This window comes from Pseudomonas danubii (assembly GCF_042980055.1).
GTDB lineage: Bacteria > Pseudomonadota > Gammaproteobacteria > Pseudomonadales > Pseudomonadaceae > Aquipseudomonas > Aquipseudomonas danubii.
In genome coordinates this window covers 4,025,160-4,051,185 of record NZ_CP116502.1, presented here as the reverse complement: position 1 = coordinate 4,051,185, position 26,026 = coordinate 4,025,160, and the positions used below count along the sequence as shown (strand labels likewise).

General features: G+C 65.6%; 25 protein-coding genes. 12 read left to right on the top strand and 13 right to left on the bottom strand.

Features of this window, described 5'->3' with window-relative positions; translation table 11 throughout:
- Nucleotides 1–29: 29 nt before the first annotated feature.
- The 3 genes from iolB to iolC all read right to left on the bottom strand — a co-directional run bounded on the left by iolB (nt 30) and on the right by iolC (nt 3,812).
- Complete coding sequence (gene iolB / locus PFZ56_RS18780) at nt 30–836, bottom strand: 5-deoxy-glucuronate isomerase (RefSeq protein ID WP_170003290.1); 807 nt, start codon at nt 834–836, stop codon at nt 30–32.
- Nucleotides 833–1,741, bottom strand: coding sequence for a myo-inosose-2 dehydratase (gene iolE, locus PFZ56_RS18775; RefSeq protein ID WP_170003292.1), 909 nt, complete (start codon nt 1,739–1,741; stop codon nt 833–835). The genes iolB and iolE overlap by 4 nt, the downstream gene beginning before the upstream one ends.
- A 130-nt stretch (nt 1,742–1,871) precedes the next feature.
- Nucleotides 1,872–3,812, bottom strand: coding sequence for a 5-dehydro-2-deoxygluconokinase (iolC, locus tag PFZ56_RS18770; RefSeq protein ID WP_394304409.1), 1,941 nt, complete (start codon nt 3,810–3,812; stop codon nt 1,872–1,874).
- Between the two features lie 312 nt (nt 3,813–4,124).
- Here iolC and PFZ56_RS18765 point away from each other — a divergent pair, with 312 nt between their 5' ends.
- On the top strand, nt 4,125–5,045 hold the full coding sequence (locus PFZ56_RS18765; RefSeq protein WP_102879756.1) for a MurR/RpiR family transcriptional regulator: 921 nt from the start codon (nt 4,125–4,127) through the stop codon (nt 5,043–5,045).
- On the opposite strand, the gene PFZ56_RS18760 is transcribed toward PFZ56_RS18765, so the two are convergent.
- Together PFZ56_RS18760 and PFZ56_RS18755 are read right to left on the bottom strand one after the other, a co-directional pair.
- Complete coding sequence (locus PFZ56_RS18760) at nt 5,042–5,974, bottom strand: bifunctional oligoribonuclease/PAP phosphatase NrnA (RefSeq protein WP_170003296.1); 933 nt, start codon at nt 5,972–5,974, stop codon at nt 5,042–5,044. The two genes, PFZ56_RS18765 and PFZ56_RS18760, sit on opposite strands and share 4 nt — an antisense overlap.
- Before the next feature lie 82 nt (nt 5,975–6,056).
- Complete coding sequence (locus tag PFZ56_RS18755; protein ID WP_170003298.1) at nt 6,057–7,526, bottom strand: PLP-dependent aminotransferase family protein; 1,470 nt, start codon at nt 7,524–7,526, stop codon at nt 6,057–6,059.
- A 109-nt stretch (nt 7,527–7,635) separates the two neighbouring features.
- Here PFZ56_RS18755 and PFZ56_RS18750 point away from each other — a divergent pair, with 109 nt between their 5' ends.
- Both PFZ56_RS18750 and PFZ56_RS18745 read left to right on the top strand, forming a co-directional pair.
- Entirely contained in the window at nt 7,636–8,859 is a 1,224-nt protein-coding gene (locus tag PFZ56_RS18750; RefSeq protein WP_170003300.1) for a multidrug effflux MFS transporter, read from the top strand.
- Between the two features lie 317 nt (nt 8,860–9,176).
- Nucleotides 9,177–9,788, top strand: a complete 612-nt coding sequence (locus tag PFZ56_RS18745; RefSeq protein ID WP_170003302.1) for a glutathione S-transferase — start codon at nt 9,177–9,179, stop codon at nt 9,786–9,788.
- Nucleotides 9,789–9,916: 128 nt separating this feature from the next.
- Here PFZ56_RS18745 and hcnC read toward each other — a convergent pair whose 3' ends face one another.
- The 4 genes from hcnC to PFZ56_RS18725 form a co-directional block, all read right to left on the bottom strand.
- Nucleotides 9,917–11,170 (bottom strand): cyanide-forming glycine dehydrogenase subunit HcnC, encoded by a 1,254-nt coding sequence (hcnC, locus tag PFZ56_RS18740; protein ID WP_102864439.1) that lies wholly within the window; start codon nt 11,168–11,170, stop codon nt 9,917–9,919.
- Nucleotides 11,163–12,572, bottom strand: coding sequence for a cyanide-forming glycine dehydrogenase subunit HcnB (hcnB, locus tag PFZ56_RS18735; RefSeq protein ID WP_102864438.1), 1,410 nt, complete (start codon nt 12,570–12,572; stop codon nt 11,163–11,165). Before hcnB ends, hcnC begins: the two co-directional genes overlap by 8 nt.
- Nucleotides 12,569–12,886, bottom strand: coding sequence for a cyanide-forming glycine dehydrogenase subunit HcnA (gene hcnA, locus PFZ56_RS18730; protein WP_102864437.1), 318 nt, complete (start codon nt 12,884–12,886; stop codon nt 12,569–12,571). Before hcnA ends, hcnB begins: the two co-directional genes overlap by 4 nt.
- Before the next feature lie 459 nt (nt 12,887–13,345).
- On the bottom strand, nt 13,346–13,687 hold the full coding sequence (locus tag PFZ56_RS18725; RefSeq protein WP_170003304.1) for a hypothetical protein: 342 nt from the start codon (nt 13,685–13,687) through the stop codon (nt 13,346–13,348).
- Nucleotides 13,688–13,856: 169 nt separating this feature from the next.
- On the opposite strand from PFZ56_RS18725, the gene PFZ56_RS18720 reads away from it, so the two are divergent.
- Both PFZ56_RS18720 and PFZ56_RS18715 read left to right on the top strand, forming a co-directional pair.
- Entirely contained in the window at nt 13,857–14,540 is a 684-nt protein-coding gene (locus PFZ56_RS18720; RefSeq protein WP_060838882.1) for a response regulator transcription factor, read from the top strand.
- Entirely contained in the window at nt 14,518–15,912 is a 1,395-nt protein-coding gene (locus PFZ56_RS18715) for a HAMP domain-containing sensor histidine kinase (protein ID WP_110597262.1), read from the top strand. Before PFZ56_RS18720 ends, PFZ56_RS18715 begins: the two co-directional genes overlap by 23 nt.
- Before the next feature lie 115 nt (nt 15,913–16,027).
- Here the strand turns inward: PFZ56_RS18715 and PFZ56_RS18710 are convergent, their stop codons facing one another.
- Both PFZ56_RS18710 and PFZ56_RS18705 read right to left on the bottom strand, forming a co-directional pair.
- The gene (locus tag PFZ56_RS18710; protein ID WP_060838880.1) at nt 16,028–16,315 is read right to left on the bottom strand and encodes a DUF1652 domain-containing protein; all 288 of its coding nucleotides are present in this window, start codon (nt 16,313–16,315) and stop codon (nt 16,028–16,030) included.
- Between the two features lie 136 nt (nt 16,316–16,451).
- Nucleotides 16,452–17,951: a helix-turn-helix transcriptional regulator gene (locus PFZ56_RS18705; protein WP_102879764.1), complete on the bottom strand. Its 1,500-nt coding sequence runs from the start codon at nt 17,949–17,951 to the stop codon at nt 16,452–16,454.
- Between the two features lie 181 nt (nt 17,952–18,132).
- Between PFZ56_RS18705 and PFZ56_RS18700 the strand changes: the two genes are divergently transcribed.
- Complete coding sequence (locus tag PFZ56_RS18700) at nt 18,133–18,675, top strand: GNAT family N-acetyltransferase (RefSeq protein ID WP_102879765.1); 543 nt, start codon at nt 18,133–18,135, stop codon at nt 18,673–18,675.
- A gap of 28 nt (nt 18,676–18,703) precedes the next feature.
- On the opposite strand, the gene PFZ56_RS18695 is transcribed toward PFZ56_RS18700, so the two are convergent.
- A complete protein-coding gene (locus PFZ56_RS18695) occupies nt 18,704–20,017 on the bottom strand; it encodes a sigma-54-dependent Fis family transcriptional regulator (RefSeq protein ID WP_110653418.1) in 1,314 nt (437 codons plus the stop codon).
- Between the two features lie 252 nt (nt 20,018–20,269).
- Here PFZ56_RS18695 and PFZ56_RS18690 point away from each other — a divergent pair, with 252 nt between their 5' ends.
- The 6 genes from PFZ56_RS18690 (at nt 20,270) to PFZ56_RS18665 (ending at nt 24,868) form a co-directional block, all read left to right on the top strand.
- On the top strand, nt 20,270–21,154 hold the full coding sequence (locus PFZ56_RS18690) for an MBL fold metallo-hydrolase (protein ID WP_102879768.1): 885 nt from the start codon (nt 20,270–20,272) through the stop codon (nt 21,152–21,154).
- Between the two features lie 30 nt (nt 21,155–21,184).
- Nucleotides 21,185–22,462, top strand: a complete 1,278-nt coding sequence (locus tag PFZ56_RS18685) for an FAD/NAD(P)-binding oxidoreductase (RefSeq protein ID WP_170003306.1) — start codon at nt 21,185–21,187, stop codon at nt 22,460–22,462.
- The gene (locus PFZ56_RS18680) at nt 22,459–23,286 is read left to right on the top strand and encodes a sulfite exporter TauE/SafE family protein (RefSeq protein WP_102879770.1); all 828 of its coding nucleotides are present in this window, start codon (nt 22,459–22,461) and stop codon (nt 23,284–23,286) included. The genes PFZ56_RS18685 and PFZ56_RS18680 overlap by 4 nt, the downstream gene beginning before the upstream one ends.
- A 164-nt stretch (nt 23,287–23,450) precedes the next feature.
- On the top strand, nt 23,451–23,891 hold the full coding sequence (locus PFZ56_RS18675) for a YeeE/YedE family protein (protein ID WP_170004959.1): 441 nt from the start codon (nt 23,451–23,453) through the stop codon (nt 23,889–23,891).
- Nucleotides 23,888–24,307, top strand: a complete 420-nt coding sequence (locus PFZ56_RS18670) for a DUF6691 family protein (RefSeq protein ID WP_102879771.1) — start codon at nt 23,888–23,890, stop codon at nt 24,305–24,307. The genes PFZ56_RS18675 and PFZ56_RS18670 overlap by 4 nt, the downstream gene beginning before the upstream one ends.
- Nucleotides 24,308–24,529: 222 nt before the next feature.
- Nucleotides 24,530–24,868, top strand: a complete 339-nt coding sequence (locus PFZ56_RS18665) for a YkvA family protein (protein WP_102864425.1) — start codon at nt 24,530–24,532, stop codon at nt 24,866–24,868.
- A gap of 75 nt (nt 24,869–24,943) precedes the next feature.
- Here PFZ56_RS18665 and PFZ56_RS18660 read toward each other — a convergent pair whose 3' ends face one another.
- Nucleotides 24,944–25,960, bottom strand: a complete 1,017-nt coding sequence (locus PFZ56_RS18660; protein WP_170004961.1) for a YhcG family protein — start codon at nt 25,958–25,960, stop codon at nt 24,944–24,946.
- Nucleotides 25,961–26,026: the final 66 nt, after the last annotated feature.

The window sequence follows — 26,026 nt, the reverse complement described above, 5'->3', positions numbered from 1 at the left end:
GTAAAGGGTTGCCGTCTGGGTTTGGCGCTTCAGAGATCCAGCAGCCAGCTGTGCTGCGGGTCGTTATGGAACTGCCAGACGCGTTTGGGCCCGGCCATGACGTTCAGGTAATAGGACTCGTAGCCATAAGGCACGCTGACCGGGTGATAGCCCTTGGGCACCACCACCAGGTCGCTGTTTTCCACGGCCATGGCCTGGTCGATGCTGCGGTCGTCGGTGTAGACCCGCTGGAAGACGAAGCCCTGCGGCGGGTTGATCTGGTGGTAATAGGTCTCTTCCAGAAAACTCTGGTGTGGCAGGTCATCGGTGTCGTGCTTGTGCGGCGGGTAGCTGGAGGAATGCCCGGACGGCGTGCGCACCTCCACCACCAGCAGGGAATGGGCCGGCTCGCTGTCGGGCAGGATGTCGCAGACATAACGGGTATTGGCGCCCTTGCCGCGCACGCTGCGCTTGCACTGCTCCGGGCGGATCAGCCGTGGGCCGAGGCCAGCGGCGGCATCACCCGGGGCGGCGCACAGGGCAATCTGCACCTCGCTCAAGGCGGTGACCTGGGCCTGGCTGCCCGGCGGCAGGTAGGCGGCAAAGGGCGATTTGTCTTCGAACACCGATTGCCGGTCCCCCAGGTTGTCCCACTGGAAGGCGCCCTGGGGCGCTTGGCCCTGCACATCGATGCGGCCACTGAGCAGCACCAGGCACAGCTCCTGGTCGCCGGCACTGAGCGGCAGGCTTTCCCCAAGGCTCAGGCGGTAGGCACTGAAGCCCACGTATTCCAGGGCGCCCTCTGGCAGCCGGACCAGGGTCCGGCCCTTGGCCGCGCTTTTCACCAGCAGGTTCATTGGGCAGTACTCCTGCGGTGCAGGCCGGCGTCCAGCAGGGCCCGCAGGGTGTCGTAACCTTTTTTCGCATAGACGTAGCTCGGTGCCACGGCCGGGTCCTGCTCGGCTTCCACCACCAGCCAGCCCTGGTAGCCCGCGTCCAGCAGCACATCGAGCAAGGCGGCAAAATCGAGGTCGCCATCACCGGGCACGGTGAAGGTGCCGTTGACGATGCAGTCCGGAAAGCTCCACAGGTTGTTGCGCGCCAGCTGCACCACCGGCTTGCGCACGTCCTTGAAATGCACGTGGCAGACGCGGCGGATATGCTTGCGCAGCACCTCCAGGGGTTCGCCGCCGCCCATGTAGCAGTGGCCCGAATCGAACAGCAGGCCGACTTCCTCGCCGGTCAGGCTCATCAGTTTGTCGATGTCTGCCGGGGACTCGACGTAGGCGCCCATGTGGTGGTGATAGGCCAGGCGCACGCCCTGGGACAGGGTGAAGCGCGCCAGCTCCGTGAGTTTGTCGGCGTAATCCTGCCAGGCCTGTTCACTGTGGAAGCGCGGACGCTCGATCAGGCGCACCGGTGAGCCCTGGATCGAGTCGGCCACTTCGCCGTAGACCAGCACCGAGGCGCCGTTGCGTTTCAGCAGTTCGACGTGGCTGGCAATGGCGTCGATTTCCTGCGCCACCGAACGCCGGGCCAGGCGGCTGGAGTACCAGCCCGAGACCAGCGCCAGGTCATAAGGGCGCAACACATCGCCCACGCCCTTGGCGTCCTTGGGGAACTTGCCGTTGAGTTCAAAGCCTTGGTAACCGATGTCGCGGCCTTCGCTCAGGGCGGTGTCCAGGGGCGTTTCACCGCCCAGGGCCGGCAGGTCGTCGTTGCTCCAGGAGATCGGGTTGATGCCAATTCGGATAGCGGGCATGGCTGCACCTTTTGTTGTTATTCATGAAAGCGTGGAGTACGGCCTCGCACTCGTAGGAACTGGCTTGCCAGCGAAGGCTCCGGCGAGCCTGGCATCAGGCTCAAGACCCTCTTCGCCGGCCAGCCGGCTCCTACTGGGAGCGGGCGCTGCGCCAGGCGTTGATCAGTTGCTCGAAGGTGCCCTGCACTTGCCGGATCAGGGTTTCGTCGTCGATCTCCCCCGCCAGCCACCCACGGCTCGGCTCCTGGAAAATCGTCCGGCCCACGGCAAAACCACGGCAGGTCTGGCTGTTGGCGGCTTGCCGGAAGCCCTCGGCCAGGCATTCGGCCGAGGCATTCAGGCCCAGCAGCACCACGCCACGGCAGTACGGGTCACGCTCCTGGATCAGTTCGTCGAGCTTTTGCCACTCCTCGGCCGACTGCGCCTCGATCTTCCACCACGCCGGGTAGATACCCAGGTTGTACAGGCGCTTGAGGCTGCGGTAGAGCACCTCGGGATGGGCCCCCGGCAGGTCCTTGGGCGGGATGATTTCCAGCAGCAGCTCGTGGCCGCTGACCTGGGACGCCTGATACAGGCCGCGGATCTGTGCTTCCTGCTCCAGGCGCAGCAGCGGTTCATCGTCCGGGTGATATTGCACCAGGCACTTGATGATCTGCTCCTGGGGCCAGGCGATCAGGTTGCTGCCCACCGAGCGCCCATGCTCGAAGGCCAGCGGCCGCGAGCCCTGCACCTCCACCGGACGCGCCACCCACCAACCGCGCCCGGTGGCGGCATTCAGCGCATCCTGGCCGAAGCGCTGGTCGGCCAGCAGGCCCACATCGGCCGCCACGCCCTGCTCGCGCAGCAGTTGCTCGACCCGCTCCACCGCCTGGATAAACAGCTGCTTGAGGGCGCTGATGCGCGTCGGATCCTGGCCGCCCTGTTGCGCCAGTTCCACCAGTTGCCCACGGTGATCGAAGGCAAAGACGAACAATTGCTTCCAGGCCTTGCGCGGCACGCTGACCTGATGCAGGCGCTGCAGGATCGGGTCCTGGTCGGGACGGGTAATGGGCACCGGGCTGCTGAACAGATAGTCCAGTTCGGCGCGGGTCGGCATGGCCGGGGCACAGGCATGGCGCGACACCACCAGGCCGCCGCAGGCGTTGGCCAACTGGCAGCAGCGCTCATCGCTGGCGTCTTCCAGCCAGCCACTGAGGAAGCCGGACATGAAGGCATCGCCGGCGCCCAGCACGTTGAGCACCTCCACCCGCACACCGGGATAGATCGCCCCGTCCTCCAGGCGCTGCGGAATCTCGCCGTGGATCACCGTGCACCCTTGCGGGCCGAGCTTGACCACCAGGGTCGCGGCGCTCAAAGAGCGCACCTTGCGCAAGGCCGTCAGCAGGTCTTCGCTGCCGCCGGCAATGAGGAATTCTTCTTCGGTGCCGACGATCAGGTCGAAGCGCGGCAGGATGCTTTGCACATGCTGGCTGACCTGGTGATCGGCGACAAACCGGGTCTCGCCGTCGGCCTTGCCCGCCAGGCCCCAGAGCACTGGCCGGTAGTCGATGTCCAGGACCCGCTTGACCCCGTGCTTTTGCGCGTAGTCCAGGGCCTGGAGGCTGGCCCGGTAGACGCCGTCGGTGGAGAAATGGGTGCCGGTGATCAGCAAGGCCTTGCTGGAGGCAATAAAGGCTTCGTCGATGTCTTCGGCGCGCAGCGCCATGTCCGCACAGTTCTCGCGGTAGAACACCAGGGGGAAGGTTTCGCGATCCTTGAGGCCCAGCAGGACCATGGCGGTGAGGCGTTGCGGGTCGACCTGGATGGCGCTGACGTCACAGCCTTCGCGCACCAGGGACTCCACCAGGAAGCGCCCCATGTGATCGTCGCCGACCCGGCTCAACATCGCCGACTTGAGGCCCAGGCGCGCGGTGCCGAAGGCAATGTTCGCCGACGAGCCGCCGAGGTACTTGGCAAAACTGCTGACATCCTCCAGCCGCGCACCGACCTGCTGTGCATAGAGATCGACGCCCAGGCGTCCGAGGCAAATCAGATCCAATTGACGCCCACTGGCAAAACGAGTCTGGCCCATGCTGGCTCCTGTTATTTTTATCAGCCTGTGCTCGCCACCCTTGGCAGGCGCCGAACACTCTTGGTGGATGCAGACTAAAACGTCTCTCGGCGCCAATCAATATTTTTTCTATAAGTTTTTTACGTGGAATATTTTTTCCATTAAACTTGTTCTAGCCTGAGCCAGAGGTCATGCATCGTTTCAGCAAGGTGCCGGCCGGCATCAGCCCGAAGATTTTATCGGCCCCTACCCTGTAGACTGCCGGCTGCCCACCTATTGTCAGGGGACGGGGCCACAGGCCGTTCCCATAAGCACAAGCCAGAAGGATTTTCTATGTCCCGCACCGATCAGCCGGCCTTGTCCGAGAGCACGCCCGAGAGCGACCTCGTCAGCCCTCCGATCAATGCCGAACGCCTGCTGCAACTGATCACCGAGGAATACGAGAGCCTGCCGCGCCAGCTCAAGCGCATTGCCAGCTACATGAGCCAGCAGAGCGACCGGATCATGGTCGACCGCATCAGCGACATCGCCCGGGAATGCGAAGTGCATCCCTCGGCCATCGTGCGCTTCTCCCAGCGTTTCGGCTTCAGCGGCTTCAGTGAAATGCAGGCGCTGTTTCGCCAGGCCTACACCCACAAGGCCACGCCGGTACAGAACTACCAGCAGCGCATCCGCAGCATGATTGCCAACAAGTCGCAGAAAGCCAGCGGCGGCGACCTGGCTCGGGAATGCGTCAACGCCACCCTCTCGGGCATCGAGCGCCTGGGCCTGGAACTGGACGACACGGCCTTCGACAAGGCCGTGGACCTGGTGGTCAACGCCGACAACATCTACGTGGTGGGGGTGCGCCGCTCCTTCGCCGTGGCCGACTACCTGGTGTACAACCTGCAGCACACCAACAAGCGCATTCATCTGGTGTCGGGCCTGGGGGGCAGCTACCGCGAGCAGATGCGCAGCATCCGCCCCAACGACCTGGTGATCGCCATCAGCTTCACCCCCTATGGCAAAGAGACCCAGCACTGCCTGCGCATTGCCCAGCACAACCAGGCCAAGACCCTGATCATCACCGACAGCACCCTGTCGCCCCTGGCCAAGCGCGCCAACAGCGTGCTGCTGGTCAATGAAGGCAGCTCCTTCGCCTTCCGCTCACTGAGCGCCACCCTGTGCCTGTGCCAGGCACTGTTCATCGCCGTGGCCTACCGCCTGGAACTGAAGATGGACGAAATTCACGAGCAAGGCGGCTTCGACGACTAGCCCGTCCGACAGGACGGGGCCTGGAGCGCCAGGCCCTTGCGCAGCAGCTCCTTGCGCAGGATCGGCCGGGCCAGGCAATGCACGCCGTCCAGGGCGCTGCACTCTAGCAGCCGCTCCAGCTTGCGGGCACTGCCCGGGCTGCCGGTCAGCAAGTAGCTTTTGCCCTCACTGAGGCTGATCAGGTTCAACAGCCAGTCATCGCCCCACTGCCCCAGCACCTGCTCGATCAGGCTGCGCTGGCGCGCCAGCAGGCCCTCGCCATTCCACAGGGTCAGCTGGGCAAAGCGCCGCGGCAGGTTGCTGGAAGGTTCGAGGACTTTCAGGTCCTTGAGCAGGGCCTGCGCCAGTTGCGCTTCGATCTGCTGCTGGCATTGCTGGAAGTACTCGTCGGGCCACTGCGGCCCCAGGCCTGCATGGGCGGCCAGGGCAGCATAGGCCTGGCGGTCCGCTGCGGTGCATCCCTGGTCGGTGAAGTTCAGGGTGTTGTCGAGGATTCCCGCCGCCAGCAATTGCGCGCTGTCGCGGCTGATCTTGGGCAACAGCCCGGAATCGCGCCAGCGCTCATAGACCTGGGTGCAGGCGGCGCCGATCTGGCGGATATCGGCGTATTTGCCCAGGCGCTCGTCCCAGAAGGCCTCGAACCCGGGGTGATGGTCGATGACCTCGATCACCCGGGTGAGGTCCACCGACGGGTCCAGGTGCAGGTGGTTGGAGATGTCCACCAGCACGAACTGGTCGGCGCCCTCCGGGACATGGCGGTCCAGGCCCTTGAGCTGCTGGCGGAAATGGGCCGGGATGCTCTCGTTCAGCGGTGCGCTGCTCAGGGCCCGGGCCGGGCGGCCGCTGAGGTTAAGCAATTCGGCGTAGGCGATGCAGCCGGCGTAGGCGTCGATATCCAGATAGGCCGCACCGGCGGTGACAATGATCATGACGTCCGTGTAATCCACAAAGGCCGAAGGCCGGGGCGTCGAGGGTGCCCGAGCGAGATGACAGCCCGATGACCGTCAGGGCTCACCGCTCATGTTCCTGCCCCGCCTCGGCCACCAGCAGCGCCGCCAGACGCGCACCGCTGAAGCGAATCTGCGCCAGGCTCAGGGCCGCATAGCCGATGATCACCGCTGGCGCCCGGCGCACCTGCTGACAATGTTCAATCACCCCTTGCAGCAGCAGGCCCTGCTCTGCCGCGCGCTGGCGAAAGCCCGCCTCGTCGCTGCCCGGCGGCAATTCCAGAAGCAGATGCAGCCCGGCCTGCTGGCCACTGATGCGGTAACAGCCGGGCGCCTCCCGCGCGAGAATCGCCAGCAGCAGGTCGCGGCGCTCCTGATACGCCTGACGCGCCGCCCGCAGGCAACGCAGAAAAGCGCCACTGGCGATGTAGTCGGCCAGGGCCAGCTGTTCGATCACCCCCACCGAGCGCCCGGTGTTCTGCAAGGTGGCCAGCAGCCGGGCACGCAGCGCCTCGGGCACCAGCATGAAGCCCACCCGCAAACCGGCGAACAGGGTCTTGTTGAAACTGCCGCAGTAGATCACCCGGTCATCCGGGTCCAGAGACTTGAGAGCCGCCAGGGGCGCGCTCTGGTAGTTGAATTCGCTGTCGTAGTCGTCTTCCACCACCCAGGTGTCGCTGTGCCGGGCCCATTCCAGCAGCGCCAGGCGCCGGGACACCGGCATGGTCATGCCCAGGGGCGCCTGATGGGCCGGGGTCACGTAGACCATGCGTGCATCGCGGTGGCCTTGCAGTTGCGCCACGTCGATGCCCTCCTCCTGCACCGGAATCGGCACCAGCCGCGCACCGGCCAGGGCAAACAGGCCCTGGGCCGAAAGGTAGCCGGGGTCTTCGATACACACCTTGTCCCCTGCACTGAGCAGGCTGCGGGCCAGCAGATCGAGGCCGTGGCGGATGCCGGTGGTGATCATCACTTGCCCGGCATGGCAGGCGATGCCGCGGTGCTGCCCCAGGTACTCGGCGATCTGCTGGCGCAGCGCCGGCAGGCCGGCGGGGTCGGCATCGCACAGCGATTGCGCCGTGGCACTGCCCAGGGCTCGGGTCAGGGAACGGGTCCAGCGCTGCAGGGGAAACAGCGCCGGGTCGGCGAGTCGTGCCACAAAGGGCTGGCCGGCACGTACGCTCAGCGGCGGATACAAGGGCTCGTTGTCGCGGGTGGCGGACGGTACAACGCGTGCCGGCGCGCTCAGATACAGGTCCGGCACCACCGCGCAGACCCGGGTCCCGGAACCGCTGGCCCGGCTCACATAGCCTTCGCTGCGCAGGCGGTCGAAGACCACTTCCAGGGTGCCCCGGGACAGGCCCCAGCGCTGGGCCAGGGTGCGGGTCGAAGGCAAGCGGCAGCCGGCCGGCAGGCGTTTTTCCAGGATCGCCTGGCGCAAGGCGCCGTAGGCGCTGTCCTGCTTGCCCAGGGTTTCATCCATGCGCTCCGGCAGGGGCAGGTCGAGGGGCACGGGGTGTTTTCCACGGCTCATTGTTTTCCACGGCTCATAGTGGTCCAGTCAAAAGCGCTCTAAACGGTGCTCGGCATTAAACCATAAAGACCTTAATTTCAGCGCCGTCCCCCCTTGCCCCGAGCCTGCCATGCCACCCGCTGCCCCCTCCACCACCCGTTCCATCGCTATTGAACCCGCCCTCGCCCCCTGGCTCTGGACCTTGTTGCTGCTGGTGGTGGTCTGCCTGCCGCGGATCAGCATCGACCTGTACCTGCCGGCGCTGCCGGCCATGGCCGACGACCTGGTGGCCAGCGACGCCCAGCTGCAACTGACCCTGAGCCTGTACATGCTCGGCTATGCGCTGTCGATGCTGCTGGGCGGGCCGCTGTGCGACCGTTATGGCCGACGCCCGGTGCTGCTGGCGGGCACGGCGCTGTTCCTGCTGGCCAGCCTGGCCTGCATGCTCGCCGCCAGCGTCGAGGTGCTGATGGTCGCCCGCCTGCTGCAAGCGTTGGGCGGTTGCTGCGGCACCCTGATCGGCCGGGTCATGGTCCGCGACCGCTGCGCCCCCGAAGAGCAGCCGCGATTGCTCGGGCTGCTGTCCATGGGCATTGCCCTGTCGCCGATGCTGGCGCCGCCGCTGGGCAGCCTGATCGACCACCTGCTGGGCTGGCGCGGCTTGTTTCTATGCCTGAGCCTGGTGGCCGCGGCGGCCTGGCTGCTGATGTACAAGCGGCTTGCCGAAACCCGCCCGCCCCAGCTCTGCCCCGTGGCCGCCAGAAGCCTGCCGCGCCTGTACCTGCGCCTGCTGGGGGAGGCCTATTTCATGCGCTACTCCCTGGCCATCGGCTGCCTGTACTGCACCTATTTCCCTTTTATCCTGCAATCGCCGGCGCTGTTGCAGCGCCAGCTGGGGCTGTCTTCCAGCGCTTATGCCCTGGTGTTCGCCGCCACCGTGGCCGGCTACCTGCTGGGCTCGCGGCTGTTCCAGCGCCTGGGGGTACGCCACAGCGCCGACCGCCTGATTGCCGGGTCCTGTGTGCTGAACCTGGCTGGCGCCGGCCTGCTGCTGCTTGCCCGCAGCCTGTGGCCCGACAGCCTGTGGGCAATCGTCCTGCCGATGCTGCCGCTGATGCTTTCGGTGGGCCTGGCGATACCCGCCTGCCAGTTGGCGATCCTGCAACCCTATGCGGCGGTGGCGGGCACCGCCTCGGGGCTGTTCTTTTTTATCCAGATGGCCATGACCGCGGGCTGCGGACTGCTTGCCAGCCTGCTGGCAGACAGCCCGGCCGGTTCGCTGCAAGCCCTGACCGGCCTGTTCAGCGTCGCCCTGGGTCTGGTCTGGTGGTGCCTGCGACCACGGCAGCGCTAGCACCTGTGGGCACGCGACGAGCACCTGCCGGTCGCCGATTACCTGCATTGCTGTAGCCGCTGCTGAGCCCGCGAAGCTGCGCAAAGGTCCGCAGGACCTTGCTTGACGATCTCCAGCCGAACTCGCAGCGGCCTCAAGAACGCTGCGGCCCTTCGTGCCGTTCGCAGCCTGCGGCAGCGGCTACACCAACCTCGGATCGGCATTGGCCTGTAGCCGCTGCGGAGCCATGGCAAGGAGCTGTGCAAGGCCGATTCAATGCCGCTACATTAGCCGCGCCGTCCCCATCCGTTGCGCCGTTCAAGACAAGGAAATACGCGATGAAACTCATTGGAATGCTCGATTCACCCTATGTGCGCCGCGTCGCCATCAGCCTCAAATGCATGGACCTGCCCTTCGAGCATCATTCGGTCTCGGTATTCAGCACCTTCGAGCAGTTCAAGGCCATCAACCCGGTGGTCAAGGCACCCACCCTGGTCTGCGACGGGGGTGAAGTGCTGATGGATTCGAGCCTGATCCTCGACTACCTGGAAAGCCTGGCCGGCCCGCAAAGGAGCCTGATGCCCGTGGCCCTGCCAGCGCGTTTGCATGAGTTGCGGTTGATCGGTCTGGCCCTGGCGGCCTGTGAGAAGTCGGTGCAGATTGTCTACGAACGAAAGCTGCGTCCGGCGGAGAAACAGCACGGCCCCTGGCTGGAGCGGATCGGCGGCCAATTGCAGGCCGCCTATGCCGAGTTGGAACAGGAACTGCAGAAACAGCCCTTACCCCAGGACGGCGCCCTGAGCCAGGCCGGCATCAGCCTGGCGGTGGCCTGGAGTTTCAGCCAGATGATGCTGGCGGACCTGTTCGGTCCCGAGCAATTCCCGGCGGTGCGCGGTTTTGCCGAATACGCCGAACAACTGCCGGTGTTCCTCGACACCCCCGCCACCTGACCCACACAGCGCCATCACCGTAGCCGGCTTGCTGGCGAAGAGACCCGTGAGCCGTGCAGTGCTCTCGGAAACGCTTTCGCTGGCAAGCCAGCTCCTACGCAAGTCCAACAGATCTCCGTGGGGATCTGTCAGGCCGGTTCGGGCTGTTTCTTCACCGGGGCGGTGGCGAAACGCCGGGCCAGGAACGGAGTGATGTCCAGCGGCAGGGCTTCGTCGTTCACCAGTTTGTCCAGCAGTACGCCGGTGATCGCCGAGGTCAGGATGCCGGTACGGAAGTGTCCGCAGGCGTTGAGGTAACCCTCGACCCCGTCCATCGGCCCAAGAATCGGCAACTCGTCCGGCGAGCCCGGACGCAGGCCCGCCCAGCAGCGCTTGAGGTTGACCTGGGCCAACTCGGGAATGCAGCGCACTGCCCCCTGCACCAGGCCGTTGATTTCCGGGTAGGTGGTGCTGACGTCGAAGCCCTTGTCCTCGGTGGTGCTGCCAATCAGGATCTCGCCGTTGTCCTTCTGCGCCATGTAGCAGTCGCTGGTGGTCAGGCAACCATTGAGCAGCTTGGGCATGCGCTCGGTGAGGAGGATCTGGCCCTTCACCGGCTTGACCGGAATCTCCACCCCAGTGGCCTGCAGGCTCAGCTCGGCGGCCCAGGCACCGGCGGCATTGATCAGGGTCGAGCAATGGAACAGCCCGGCCTCGGCGGTTTGTACCCCACTGACCCGGTTGCCCTGGTGCAGGACCCCGGTGACGTTGGTGTTGAAGTACACATCCACGCCGTTCTGCCGTGCGCCTTCGGTGTAGGCATCAGTCAGGCGGAAGGGGTTGACCTGGTGATCGCAGAGGAACTCCAGGGCGCCCTGGGCTTCGTGGCTGACCTTCGGCTCGGCGGCGCGCAGGGCCGCCTGGTCGAGCCAGCGCACTTGATCGGACAGGTGCGGGATGCAACCGACAATGTGTTCGGCGTACAGGCGGTCCTCGTCGTCATAAATGACGAACTTGAGCCCGGTCTGTTCGAACTTGAAGTCCATGCCGTGCAGGCCGATCAGTTCGCGGTGCAGGCGCGGGTACAGCTCGTTGGACTGCAGGGCGAAGTCGAAGAACGACTGCGGCAGGATGTGCGGGGTGCTGGAGTCCACCACCACCGCCGAACCCTGGGCCTCGCGCTTGCGGTTGGCCGACATCATGCGAAAGAAGATCACTCCGCAGCCCAGGCCCACCGACTCACCGATGGCCCACAGGCCGCCGGCCGAAGCCCGGCTGGCGTTGCCCGGACGCTTGGCGTCGATCAGCGCCACTCTGAGGTCTTTGCGCTTGGACAACTGATAGGCGCAGGACGCCCCGATCACGCCGCCACCGGCAATCACCACGTCGTAATACTTACTCATGTCCGGGGACCTCCTGGTCTGGGGCTGCAAAGGCGGAAAACGGAATCGGGTCCAACGGGAAGCGCGGGCGAATCCAGCCCACATCCTTGCGTCCGGTGGCCTGGCGCAGGCGGTCGCTGCAATAGCCGACGCACATCCGCCCCTGGCAGTCGCCCATGCTCACCCGGGTACGCATTTTCAGGCTGGCCATGTCCTGCACGCCCTGGCTCAGGGCGCGCTCGATATCGTTGCGAGTGGTGTGTTCACAACGACAAATCACCGTGTCGCCCTTGGGCAGGTCTATCTGCCCGGTGCCACGTGCGGTATAGCGGTCCACCGCGCCACGAAAGCGCAGGATCGAGGCCAGTTTGCGCTCGTAGCCCTGGCGCCGTTGCAAGGCAGCCTCGTTGCTCAGCACATCGCGCTGCATGAGGATCGACAGCGCCGCGATGCGGCCGGTGAGCATCGCCGCTTCACCACCGCGAATCCCACCCATGTCGCCGGCCAGGTGGATGTGCGGCTCGCTGCTCTGCTGCCAGGCGTTGGCGTTGGCCCGCAGATAGCCGTCATCGCTGAAGCCGTGATCCAGGCCCATCTGCTGGCTCAGTTGGGTGCGGGGAATGAAGCCATAACCCACCGCCAGGGTCTGGGCGGCGATGCGCTCGGCCTTGGCCATGTCCGGCTGCCAGTCGGCGGAATACGGGGCAACCGTGACCACGCTCAAGGCGTCCTGGCCCTGGGCCTCGACCACGCCCCAGCCATAGCGCAGGGGGATGCTGTGAAGCTTGAGGTAGGCCAGCATGCTCAGGCCGTCGAGAAACAGCTGGGGCTTGTTCAGCAGGGCCAGGCTCTGCTTGGCGATCTTGCTCAAGGCACTGGCCTCGTAGACCCCGGCCACCCGCACGCCCGAGGCGTGCAACTGGCACGCCACCAGTGGCAGCAAGGGCCCGGTGCCGGCGATCACCACGGGACCTTGCGGCTTGACCACGCCGCTCTTGATCTGCAGTTGCAGGCCACCGAGCAACTTGACCCCCGGCAGCGTCCAACCGGGAAACGGTACGCTGCGTTCATGGCAGCCAGCCGCCAGCAACAATTGCCCATAGGCCACCCGCTGCACCTGCTCGTCGGCATCCAGCAGCATCAGGCTGTCAAGGCCCTCGGCGCCGATCACCCGGTGGTTGAGGCGCACCTCGATCATCTGCTCGTGATCGGAAAATTCGCCGTGCAGCTTGGCCAGCGTCTCGCAGTAGCGCGGCCCCAGGTAATCCAGTTGCACGCCATCGCGCAGCGGGCCACGAAAGACCACGCCACCCAGGCGCGAGGCTTCTTCGATCAGAGTGCTGCGCACGCCGTGCTTGGCCAGTTCGATAGCCGCCGCCATGCCCGCCGGCCCTCCGCCGACAATCACCGGGTTCAGGCTCATACCGTGGGCTCCGTCTCGCTGATGCGGTTGCTCAGGGTCTGCACCTGCATGCCCGGCTTGACCAGGGTCTGGCAGGCACGGCGCTTGTGGCGGCCGTCGATCTGCACCAGGCAGCAATGGCACACGCCCATGCCGCAGTAGGCACCGACCAACTGTCCGTGATCATTGCGCGCCACCTGGCGCAGGCCGGTGGCCTGGATCACGCTGAGGACTGTTTCACCCAGGGCGGCAGTGACCGGCTGGCCGTTGAGACTGATGGTCATGTCCGCATGCTGCAGCGGCTGAATATCAAAATTGCGGTCTATCTGACGCATTGCGGTTCATCCGTGAGAAGTGAGTGGGGTTACCGGCATCCTGCCGCCTGGAGTCCTGGGGCAAGGACGCGGTCACACCGCGGTTCCGAAGTGGCTGTCAGAACCGAGCGCGGGCAAATCTAGTGTTTTTGTCTGACAGAAATATTGATCTGGGCCAAGCAAAAGGACGGTGTCCCTCAAAGCAGTGCCTTGTCTCTGAAACTTGCGATACACGCCACAAAAAGCCGCGGCCGGCAGAAGCCCGGCAGCGGCGCCTTTAAGACATACCACGGCCCCTGCGCGACCGCCGCCAAAGGTCAGGGCCCTGTCCCCAATTAGTGGTTCAAGGCATCGACGACAGCCGCGCGAACCTTATGAACATTGGCACTGTTACAAACCGTAAAGTCGAACGCGCCCCCGGCCGTTCCTCGACCGTTTTCGCCTTGCCTGAGCTTCGTCTCAAAACGCTTGGTACAGAGCCTAACGACGCTTGTAGCTCTTGTTGCCACTGGGCGTCAGGCAATAGACCCCGCCCCGTGGCCCGGTGCAGAAACTACCGCTGCCGCAGGTGCAACCCTGGGTATCACGCAGCAGCGGCTCGGCGCGGGGGGTGGAGGAGCGTTGGCCGAACATCAGCGCGCAGTTCTTCTTCGAGGCGCTGATGGAACCGTCATTGCACAGGAACAGCTCGCCGTCACAACGGGCGATGCCGCCTTTCTTTCCGGAACAGGGCTGATTGGCCGCCTGGGCCGCCGCGCTGCACAGCAGCAACAGGCACACCGCGAAAAAGGGCTTCCAGCCGACCCGAGTCAGGGCACTCATGGTGACGCCTCCTGGCAAAAAAGTGGCCGGATGATATCAAGCTTCACCCTCCCCGACTCGAACCGTGCAGACCGGACGACAAGCCAGATGAAAGTTTATTTAGAATCCCGCCCCTGGTTTCTTGGCAAAATGCCCGCCTGTGTCACGAACCGCTAAGCAGGTAACGCCTATGACCCGCATTCTGACCATCGAAGACGACGCCGTGACGGCCCGGGAGATCGTCGCCGAACTGAGCAGCCACGGCCTCGACGTGGACTGGGTGGACAACGGCCGCGAAGGCCTGGTGCGCGCCGTGAGCGGCGACTACGACCTGATCACCCTGGATCGCATGCTGCCGGAACTGGACGGCCTGGCCATCGTCACCACCCTGCGCACCATCGGTGTGTCGACGCCGATCCTGATGATCAGCGCCCTCTCCGACGTCGACGAACGAGTACGCGGCCTGCGTGCCGGCGGCGACGACTACCTGACCAAGCCCTTCGCCTCCGACGAGATGGCGGCCCGGGTCGAGGTGCTGCTGCGACGCAAGAACACGGTCAAGGATTTCGCCACCAGCCTGCGAGTGGCCGACCTGGAGCTGAACCTGATCAGCCGCGAAGCGACCCGCGCCGACCAGTTGCTGAGCCTGCTGCCCACCGAATACAAGCTGCTGGAATTCCTCATGCGCAACACCGGGCAGATCCTCTCGCGGATGATGATCTTCGAAGAGGTCTGGGGTTATCACTTCGACCCGGGAACCAACCTGATCGACGTGCACATCGGCCGCCTGCGCAAAAAGATCGACCCGCCCGGCATGACCCCGTTGATCCGCACCGTGCGAGGCTCGGGCTATGTCATTGCTGAACCCCTCTAAGGGCTGGCGCTCCTCCAGCAGCCGCCTGCTGGCGCTCTACAGCACGCTGTTCGTGGCCTGGAGCTGCATCCTCATGGGGGTGCTGTACTACGAAGTCTCCACCTACCTGGACAGCCTGGCCAAGCACTCGCTGATGCAGCGCCAGCACCTGTTCGCGCGCTTCGAAGGCGAGCAACTGGTGGAAGCCCTGGCCACCAGCATGACCTTCGACATGCGCGCCATCGACGCCTACGGCCTGTTCGACGAACAGCGCCGGCCCTTGAGCGGACCGATCCGGCAGATCCCCGAGGACCTGCCCCTGGACGGCCAGATCCACGAGTTGAAGAACTGCATCGACTCCGACGACACGAACCTGCCCCGCGACAGCTGCGACGCGGTGGCCACCCACACCCGGGACGGCCGCTGGCTGGTGCTGGTGCGCGACAACGGCTCGCTGTTCGCGGTGACCCGGATCATTCTCCACGCCCTGCTCTGGGGGATTTCCCTGACCATCATTCCCGGGGTCGCCGGCTGGCATCTGCTGCGCCGCCGGCCGTTGCGGCGTATCCGCCAGATCCAGGCCAGCGCCGAGGCCATCGTCGCCGGCGACCTGACCCGGCGCCTGCCGCTGTCGGACCGGCGTGACGAACTGGACATGCTGGCGGCCATCGTCAACGCCATGCTCGAACGCATCGAGCGGCTGATGCACGAGGTCAAGGGCGTGTGCGACAACATCGCCCACGACCTGCGCACCCCGCTGACCCGCCTGCGGGCCCAGCTCTATCGCCTGCAGCAACAGGCCGAGGAAGGTTCGCCCCAGGCCCTGCAGATGGACCAGCTGCTGGCCGAGGCCGACACCTTGATGGCGCGCTTTCGCGGACTGCTGCGCATCTCCGAACTGGAGGACCAGCAACGGCGCTCGGGCTTCCTCGAACTCGATCCCCTGCCCCTGCTCCACGAGCTGTACGACTTCTACCTGCCCCTGGCCGAAGAAGGCCGCCTGACCCTGGTGCTGGATGTGCCGGCCAGCCTGCCCCGGCTCACCGGCGACCGCGCCTTGCTGTTCGAGGCCCTGGCCAACCTGCTGAGCAACTCGATCAAGTTCACCCCGCCAGGCGGCGAAGTGATACTGCGCGGCCTCGACGATGACGGCAGCCCGCGCCTGGAGGTGCTGGACTCAGGTCCCGGCATTCCCCCGGCGGAACGGGCGGCGGTGTTCCGGCGCTTCTACCGGGTCGACGAAAGCAACGCCCAAGGCGGCTTTGGCCTGGGCCTGTCGATTGTCGCGGCGATTGTCAGCCTGCACGGCTTCAAGCTCGAAGTGGGCAGCAGCGAACGCGGCGGCGCGCGCCTGAGCCTGGATTGCCGGCCAAGCCTGATCGCCGACAACTGACCCACCCAGCCCTGTAGCCGCTGCTGAGCCTGCGAAGCTGCGAAAAGGTCCGCAGGACCTTCAGCGACCTCAAAAGCAGCACCTCCTGCGACGGATTCGCAGCCTTCGGCAGCGGCTACAGGTGGCCCAGGGAGTTGCTGTCCAGCTCGTATAGCAACTCGTCAATGAGCCGCAATACGTCGGCCTCACTCTGCAGGGACTTGATGCGCAACCCGCTGACCACCAGATCGACCCGGCCGCTGTCGGGCTCGAACACCCGCAGGGTCAGGGTGCCGTCGCCGGCATGGCTGAAACTGCAGGCCAGGGGCGCCAGGCGCTGTTCGATACAGGCGCGCCATTGGGCCTGGGTGAGCACCGCCGGTGCCTGATCGGTCACGGTGCCCTTGCTCTGTTCATCACCCATGCGGGCTGTCCTTGTGCTGTGGTTGTGCTCTGCCACAGCCCCATTGACCGGACCTGTGGCAACTCCAAGGGTAGAAAACACCCACCACGCAAAGAAGGCGCATTTGCACGGGTTGCCCTGGTGCATATGCACCAGTTCAGCGTCCCCGACTGCCGACCGTGCCGACGAACAGCCCGCGCTCCCGGGCCCAGACGATGGCTTCGCCCCGGCTGTGCACCCCGAGCTTGGAATACAGAGTGGCGACATGGTTGCGCACGGTGTTGGGCGCCAGCTTCAACTGGGCGGCAATCTCTTTGTCTGCCAATCCCTGATAGATCAACCCCAGCACTTCCCGCTCGCGGGCCGTCAGGTCGGCAGAGGACACCCCAGGCGTGTCCCGGGCCTTGGGGCTTCTCACGTTGGCCAGCTTTTCGATCAGGGTTCGGCTGAACCAGGAAGCGTCGCGCATCACTTCTTCGATGGCGCCCACCAGCTCCAGTTCGGAGCGCTTGCGCTCAGTGATGTCCATCAGCACCAGCAGGTAACAGGGGCTGTCCTGGATGAGCACGGTGTCGGCATAGGCCACGCAATCGATCAGCCCGGCGTTCTTCTGGCGCACCTTGAGGTCCAGGCCATCGACGTTGCCGGCCTTCTCCAGTTGACTGAACAGTTGGCTGGCCGCCGCGGCTTCGGCGATGAACCCGATGGCGCCGACGTTCTTGCCCAGCAGCTCTTCGCTGCTGTAGCCGCAGGTATTGAGAAAGGCCTCGTTGACGTCGACGATCTGCTGCTCGGCGCTGCACACCAGGGTCGGCACCGGGGTCAGGCGGAACGACTTGGCAAAGCGTTCCTCGCTCTGGCGCAGGGCAATCTCGATCTTGCGCCGCGGCTCCAGGTCCATGAAGGAAAACAGCATGCAATCCTCGTCGTTGATGTCCAGGGGCTGGCCGGCGACGATCACCAGCTTGCTGCCGCCGTCGGGCAGGCGCAGCTCGGCCTGCATCTGCGGAATGGTCGCGCCCTGCCCCAGGCGCTCGATGGCCAGGTCCTTGTGCTCGGCGTCCTCCAGCACATCCAGCTCGTACACCGAGCGGCCGATCACCTGGTCCCGGGCATAGCCGGTCATTTCCAGGAAGCCCTGGTTGACCTTGATATAGCGCAAGTCACTGAGGCGGCAGATCACCGCTGGCGCCGGGTTGGCGTTGAAGGTCTTTTCAAAGCGCTGTTCAGCGCTGGCCCAGTCGCTGGCATCGCTGAGGATCAGCACCAGGGATTCCGGCGCGCCGCTGCGATCGGTGAGGATCATGCTGCGCACCCGGTGCACCCAGTGCCGCGGTTCGCCGTCGATCTCGGCCTGCACTTCCACCACCACGTCGCTGAAGGTTTCACCGGCGGCCACCCGATTGATGGGATAGGCCTCCAGGGCCAGGGGGTGATTGTTGCGATAGCGCAAGGCATAGCGCCGGGCGTACTCGCGGACATTGGCCCCCAGCTCGCCGACCTCGCCGACGCCATGCATGGCCAGCGCCGCTTCATTGGCCCAGAGCAGGCTGCGGGCCTTGTCGGTCTCGATCAGGATCACCCCGTCGGACAGACCGGCGATGATCTGCTGCAACTGGCGGCGATTGGTTTCGGTAGCAAGTACGGCCTGGCTCATGGCATCTCCAGTCAGAACCGGCGCCACAGCGGACAGGCTGCGCGCCGCAAAAAAGGGGCTGAACACTACGACCACGACCGCTCGCCATCGTGCCCTGCACCTTCACCGCGGCGCACTGGAGCCTCCTCGCGCCAAGGGTTAAGCTGCTGCGCCCGGTCCGACCGCCCTCAAGGAGTGAAGCATGATCACCATCCGTGAAGCCGACAGCCGCGATATCGATGCCCTGCAGGCCATAGGCTGCGCCACCTACCGCGAACACTTCGCGGCGATCTGGACGACTGACGGCATGCAGCAGTTTCTCGACCAGGACTTCTCTCCCGCCAACCTCGAAGCGTCCGTAGCGGCCCGGGACCGGCACCTGTGGCTGCTGGCCCTGGACCCGCAGCACCAGCCCATCGGCTTTGCCAAGCTCAACTGGGCCCGCCCGACGCCGGGCAGCGGCCGGCTCGGGGCCGAACTGCAGAAGATCTACCTGCTCAAGTCACAGGCCGGCCAGGGCCATGGCCGGCGCCTGCTCGAACACGTGTTGCAACGGGCCAGCGCCGCCGGGGAATCCTGCCTGTGGCTGGACGTGCTCAAGAGCAACAGCGGCGCCCGGCGCTTTTATGAAAGCGCCGGCCTGCGCCAAGTCGACGAGGTGCCGTTCAGCACCGACCTGGAGCAGATCGGCATGTGGGTCATGGCCTGCGACCTGCCCCTCAAGGAGCACTCCGCCCAGGGCTGAGGCTGCCTTCCCCGCGCCCTGCGCGCCACTACAAGCCCAGGGCCTTGAGCCGCCGGTACAGGGTTCGCTCGCTCAGGCCCAGGGTCTTGGCCAACTCGCTGCGCGAGCCGTCGAACACTTCCAGGGCATGGGCCAGCTGTTCCAGGTCCTTGCCGGTGCGACGGCGGGTCACCGGGACCGGTGCCTGTGGGCTGCGCAGTTCTGCCGGCAGGTCCTGCGGGCGGATCACCCCGTCATCACTGAACAACCGCGCCCGTTCGAGGATGTTGCGCAGCTCGCGGATGTTCCCTGGGTAGGTGTACAAGCGCAGCTGCTCAAGAGCCTGGGGATCGACCCGCGGCACCACCCCGGGATCGAGGCGGCGCAGCAGGCTGTCGATCAGCAGCGGCAGGTCGTCGCTGCGTTCGCGCAGGGCCGGCAGGCGGATCGGGAAGGCGCTGATGCGGTAGTACAGGTCCTGGCGAAAGGTGCCAGCGGCGACCATTTCCTTGAGCGGCTTGTGGGTCGCCGCCACCAGGCGGAAGTCCGAATGCACGGTGCGCAGGCTGCCCACCGGGCGGAAGCTGCCGGACTCGATCAGGCGCAGCAGCTTGACCTGCATGGCCAGGGGCACCTCGCCGATTTCGTCGAGAAACAGGGTGCCGCCGTGGGCCGCTTCCGCCAGGCCGATCTTGCGTTGCAGGGCGCCAGTAAAGGCGCCCTTTTCATAGCCGAACAATTCGCTTTCCAGCAGGGTTTCGGTGAGCCCGGTGCAGTCCACCACCACCAGCGGCCCGCTGGCCCGGGGGCTGCCATCGTGCAGGGCACGGGCAAAGAGTTCCTTGCCGGTGCCGGACTCACCCTGCAGCAACACCGGAATCGGCGCCGGGGCCGCCCGCTGTAAGGCGCTCAAGGCTTCGTTGAAGGCTGGCGAGCGGCCCACCAGGCCCTTCTGCTGGGGCTGCACCGACGCCACCGCCACTGAGCTCAGGCGTTCGACATAGGCCACCACGGTGCCGGCCTCGCCAATGATCGGCCGCAGCTCCACATCCACATGCTCGGGGCCGCGAGGTGTGTGATGAATGTGCAGCATGCGCTCCGGCACCCGGCTGTCATGGGCCTTGCGCATCGGGCAATGCTCCCCGGCCTGGTCGCAGGGCACGGCGAACTGGTGAGACACGCGATAGCACTTGGCGCCCACATGGGGCTTGCCGGCCACGCCGAACTGGCGCTGGTAGGCGGTGTTGGCGGCGATGATGTTGTAGTCGGTGTCGAGCACGATGGTCGGTTGCGGGTCGTGTTCGAGGTAGGACACCAGGGCAGACATGGACGGCGGGGCACGGTCGGTGGCGATCAGGGACATGGGGCAACTCCGGGGCAGTGGCGGCAGCTTAAAGCACGCCGCGGCCTTCTGCCATTTTCTGTCACAAACCGCCATATCACTGCCAGATGACGCTGGCAGTCGCCTCGAAAAACACCTGGTGGCAGCCTCTGCGGCCTTCTACTTCAATGAACAGGTGGCCAATCCGGGTGCTCGAGGTTGGCACGTTTATTGACAGTCCAAGGGACGAGCGACAGCGCAGACTGCCCTCACCTTCATTGCCTGGAGTGCCCCATGATCATCAGCGACACGCTGCGTGTAGAAGCCTTTTTCGACCCTCACACCTGGACCATCAGCTACCTGGTGATGGACCAGGCCAGCCGCCGCTGCGCGCTGATCGACAGCGTGCTGGACTATGACCCGAAATCCGGCCGCACCCGCACCGAGTCCGCCGACCGCCTGATCGCCCGGGTGCGCGAGCTGGACGCCCGGGTCGACTGGATTCTGGAAACCCACGTGCACGCCGACCACCTGTCTGCTGCCGCCTACCTCAAGGACCAGCTGGGGGCCCAAGTGGCCATCGGCAATCAGATCACCCGGGTGCAGAAAGTCTTCGGTGCGCTGTTCAACGAAGCCCCGGCCTTTGCCCGGGATGGCAGCCAGTTCGACGTGCTGCTCGAAGACGGCGCCGAATTCGCCATCGGCGGCCTCAGCGCACGGGCGCTGCACACCCCGGGACACACCCCGGCCTGCATGACCTACCTGGTGCAGGTGGGCGACGAGTGCGTGGCCTTTGTCGGCGACACCCTGTTCATGCCCGACTACGGCACCGCCCGCTGCGACTTCCCCGGGGCTGATGCGCGGACGCTGTACCGTTCCATCGGCAAGATCCTCGCCCTGCCCCCAGAGACCCGGCTGTTCATGTGCCACGACTACCTGCCCAACGGCCGCGAACTGCAGTACATGACCACCGTTGCCGAGCAGCGCGCCAACAACATTCACATCCATCAGGGCGTCGACGAAGACAGCTTCGTGAAGATGCGCGAAGCCCGCGACGCAACCCTGGACATGCCGGTGCTGATCCTGCCTTCGGTGCAGGTCAACATGCGCAGCGGGCACTTCCCCGAGCCCGAAGACAACGGCGTGAGCTACCTGAAGATTCCCCTGAACACCCTATAACGATTACTGACTCCACACGGAGAACTTGCCATGCGTCCCTTCAACCCGGCCCTGCGCGCCGTCGACGGCAGCCATCAGGTGCTGATCGTCGGTGGCGGTGCCGCTGGCATTGCCGTCGCCGCCAGCCTCATGTCCCGCGATCCACACCTGGACGTGGCGATCATCGACCCGGCCAGCAGCCACTACTATCAACCCGGTTGGACCCTGGTGGGTGCCGGGGTGTTCAGCGCCCAGTCCACCGAACGCAGCATGGCCGCGCTGATGCCCAAGGGCGTCAAGTGGCTGCAGCACGCCGTCAGCCTGTTCGAACCAGACAACAACGCCCTGGTGCTGGACGACGGCCGCGTGCTGGGCTACGACCAACTGGTGGTGTGCCCCGGGCTCAAGCTCGACTGGGCGGCCATCGACGGCCTGCCCCAGGCCCTGGGCAACCACGGCGTGACCTCCAACTACCGCTACGACCTGGCGCCCTACACCTGGCAACAGGTGCAGCAGCTGCAACAGGGCGAGGCGCTGTTCAGCCAGCCGCCAATGCCGATCAAGTGCGCCGGGGCGCCGCAGAAAGCCATGTACCTGTCCTGCGACCACTGGCGGCGCAACGGCCGCCTGGAGTCGATCAAGCCGCGCTTCCTGAATGCCGGCGGCGTGCTGTTCGGCGTGGCGGACTATGTGCCGGCGCTGATGGAATACGTGAAGAAGTACGGCATCGAACTGGATTTCGGCCACAACCTGGTGGCGGTGAACGGCCCGGCCAGGCGCGCAACCTTCGTCCGCACCCTGGCCGACGGCCGCCAGGAAACCCTTGAGCGTGCCTTCGACCTGCTGCACGTGGTGCCGCCGCAATGCGCCCCGGACTTTATCCGCCAAAGCCCCCTGGCCGACGCCGCTGGCTGGGTCGATGTCGATCCCCATAGCCTGCGCCACAAGCGCTTCATCAATGTCCACGGCCTGGGCGATGCCACCAACACCAGCAACGCCAAGACCGCCGCGGCGGCACGCAAGCAGGCGCCAGTGGTGGCCAACAACGTGCTGGTGGCCCTCAAGCGCCTGACCCGGCTGGCCGAGTACGACGGCTACGGCTCCTGCCCGCTGACCGTGGAACGGGGCAAGATCGTCCTCGCCGAATTCACCTACGGCGGCAAGCTGGCGCCGAGCTTCCCGCGCTGGCTGCTGGACGGCCGTCAACCGACCCGTCGCGCCTGGTGGCTGAAGGAACGAATCCTGCCGCCGCTGTACTGGCGCGGCATGCTCAAGGGCCATGAATGGCTGGCACAACCGGCCCTGGCCACGGACACCCCGAAGACATGAATGAACACAGTCTTTTGGGCGCTGGGCTGGGGGCGGTCATTGGCGCGATCCTGGCGCTGACTGGAGCCGGCGGCGGCATCCTCGCGGTGCCACTGCTGGTGTTCGGCCTGGGTTTGAGCATGGTCGAGGCCGCCCCTATCGGCCTGCTGGCGGTGGGCTTGGCCGCCAGCGTCGGCGCGGTGCTGGGTCTGCGCCAGGGCATCGTGCGCTACCGTGCGGCGGGGTTTGTCGCCAGCATTGGCATTCTCATGGCGCCGCTGGGGCTGTGGCTGGCCCACCGCCTGCCCAACCTGCCCCTGGCCCTGCTGTTTTCCCTGGTGCTGCTGTACGCCTGCGGACGCATCCTGCGCAAGGCCAGCCTGGAATTGAAACAGGGCCAGGTCGCGCCACGCCCGGCGTTCCTGCCCTGCGTGCTCAACCCGGCCCAGGGCCGTTTGCGCTGGACCCTGCCCTGCGCCCGGGCACTGACCTTCACCGGCATGCTCTCGGGCCTGCTGTCGGGGTTGCTCGGCGTCGGCGGCGGCTTCGTGATCATCCCGGCCCTGAGCCGCTACACCAACCTGGACAGCAAGAGCATCGTCGCCACCTCTTTGGCGGTGATTGCCCTGGTGTCCCTGGGCAGCGTGGTGACCGCCAGCCTCAGCGGCGTGATGCACTGGGCCGTAGGTGCGCCCTTTGCCCTGGGTGCGGTGGTGGGGCTGGTACTGGGACGACAAGTGGCCAGCCACCTGGCCGGCCCGCGCCTGCAACAACTGTTTGCCATCACCGGCATGCTGGCGGCGCTGCTGCTGGCGGGCGGGGCCCTGGGTTGGCTGTCCCATTGAGGCCCTTTCGCCGGCAAGCCGGCTCCTGCAACAGCGGGTACAGATGCCCCATGGGCACTGGCTTGCCAGCGCAGGCGTACGCACCGACGCTGCGGTTGCGCGGTGGAAATGCCTGAGCCATGACCGGCCCCTGCACCAGCAAGGGCCATGCAGAGGAAATCGATATGCTCTTTGACGCCGCACATTTCACCCCGGGCTCGGCCCTGGCCGGAGGCACGTTGATCGGCCTGGCGGCCGGGCTGTTGATCGTCGCCAACGGGCGCATCGCCGGAATCAGCGGCCTGCTCGGCAGCCTGCTGCAACCGGGCAGCGACGGCTGGGGCGAGAAAGCCCTGTTCATCCTCGGGCTGCTGCTGGCGCCGCTGCTCTGGGGCCTGTTTCACGCCCTGCCCGTCGCCGAGTTCCAGGGCGGTCTGCTCGGCCTGATCAGCGCCGGCCTGCTGGTGGGCATCGGTACCCGCTACGGCGCCGGTTGCACCAGCGGCCACGGGGTCTGCGGTATTTCCCGACTGTCGCCACGCTCGATCATCGCCACCCTGTGCTTCATGGGCACCGGCTTCGCCACGGTCTGGGGGCTGCGCCACGGACTGGGGCTGCTGCCATGAGAAAACTCAGCGCTTTTGTCGCTGGCCTGCTGTTCGGCATCGGCCTGTTGCTGGCGGGTATGGCCAACCCGGCCAAGGTCCTGGGCTTTCTCGATCTGGCGGGCACCTGGGACCCGTCCCTGGCGCTGGTGATGCTCGGCGCCATCGCGGCGGCCTGGTGGCCCTTCCATTGGGCCATGGGCCGCTCGCGCTCGCTGCTCGGGGCCCCCATGCAGATTCCCGCCAAGCGCAGTGTCGATCGGCGCCTGATCGGTGGCAGCCTGCTGTTCGGCGTCGGCTGGGGCATCGCCGGGATCTGCCCGGGGCCGGCCCTGGTGCTGTTGCCGGGCGGGCACTGGCAAGCCTGGGTGTTCGTCCTGGCGATGCTCCTGGGCATGTTGCTGTTCCAGCGCCTGGAGGCCCGCCAACGCGGCTGAAGCGCACACCCACGCATACACCGCCCCTGCGCAGGAGCAGTCTTGCCAGCGCAGGCTCTCGCTGGCACCGCTGACCTGACAGAGGATTGATGACGCCGTCATCGGCCTCTTCGTCGGCAAGCCTGCTCCTGCCTGGGAAACGGCCAGGGAAATATTGGCCTCTGCCGGTCAGGGGCGCGGGCGGCGACGATGGCCAGGACCTGTATCTCCCAGGAGTGCGCCATGTCCACCACCCAATCCCTTGAACTCTGTCTCTGGCGCAAGATCGGCCGCTACGCCTCGCGCATCGGCCGGACCTTGATCCAAAAAGCCCTGTGGCTCTACTACGCCGCGCAACGACCACAAACCCCGATCTGGGCCAAGACCACCATCTACGCCGCGCTGGGTTACTTCATACTGCCGCTGGACATGGTCCCCGACCTGCTCCCCGGGGCCGGATACACCGATGACCTTGGGCTGCTGGCCGGTTCAGTGGTGGCTGTGGCTGCGCATATCAACGCCGAGGTCCGGGAACAAGCCAGCGCACGCCTGGCGGACTGGTTCGGCAGTGAGCCGGAATGAGCCGAAGGTCGGCGCCAGGGTGCGCATAGGACTCAGCAAGGCGGTGCAGAACCCCGGACACAATGGCCGTTCGACTCACCGCGCCTGGGTGTCCAGGGCATAAAACTCCTGCAGCTTGGCCTGCAGCAGCTTCTTGTCCGGCAGTTGGGTCCGGTACTCGGCGATCAACGCCGGCGACAGTGAACGGTTGAGGGCATATTCCACCACCTCGTCATGCTTGCTCGCACAGAGCAACACGCCCAGCGCCGGGTTTTCATGGGGTTTGCGCACCTGGCGGTCCAGGGCCTCCAGGTAGAAGTCCAGCTTGCCCAGGTACTCCGGTTCGAAGCGCCCGACCTTGAGTTCAACGGCCACCAGGCAATTCAACCCACGATGGAACAGCAGCAGATCCAGGGCAAAATCGCGCCCGCCGACCTGCAGGGGATAGCCAGAAGCGACAAAGCAGAAGTCGCGCCCCATCTCGATCAGAAAATCCTTGAGCTGGCGCACCAGCCCCTGGTGCAGATCGGCTTCATCATGCCCCTGGGCCAGGCCGAGAAACTCCACCATGTAGGCATCCTTGAAGACCTTCAGGGCCTCGGGACGGGCCTGCCTCAAACTGGCCGAGGCGCTTGCCGGGCGGGTCAGCGTGCGTTCGAACAGGGCGGACTTGATCTGTCGTTCCAGTTCTCTGCGTGACCATTGCTCCTGGACTGCCAAGCGCAGGTAGAACTCACGTTCACTTGATCCTTTGCTCTGCCCCATCACCACCAGATGGTGACTCCAGGACAATTGTCGCACCAGTGGTGCGACTTTCTCGTCACCGCGATAGATCTCATAAAACTGGCGCATGCGAAACAGGTTGGCCCGGGTAACCCCCCGTAGCCCCGGCTGCTGCCGCGCCAGGTAATCCGCCAATTGCTGGACCACGCCATCGCCCCATTCCGCCGCCTCGATCTTGCGGCTGATATAGGCGCCGACCTGCCAGTACAGTTCCACCAGTTCAGTGTTCACCGCCCGCACCGCCCGCTGCCGTGCGGAGGTGATCATTAGAGCCACTTCATTGAATGCCACCTCGGTGGAGGTGACGGCCGCTTGCGCCTCTTGCTTCATGACGAACGCCCGGTTGCCTGGATAAAGGCCTCCATCATCACCCGGCTCACCGTGCCGCTATAGTCG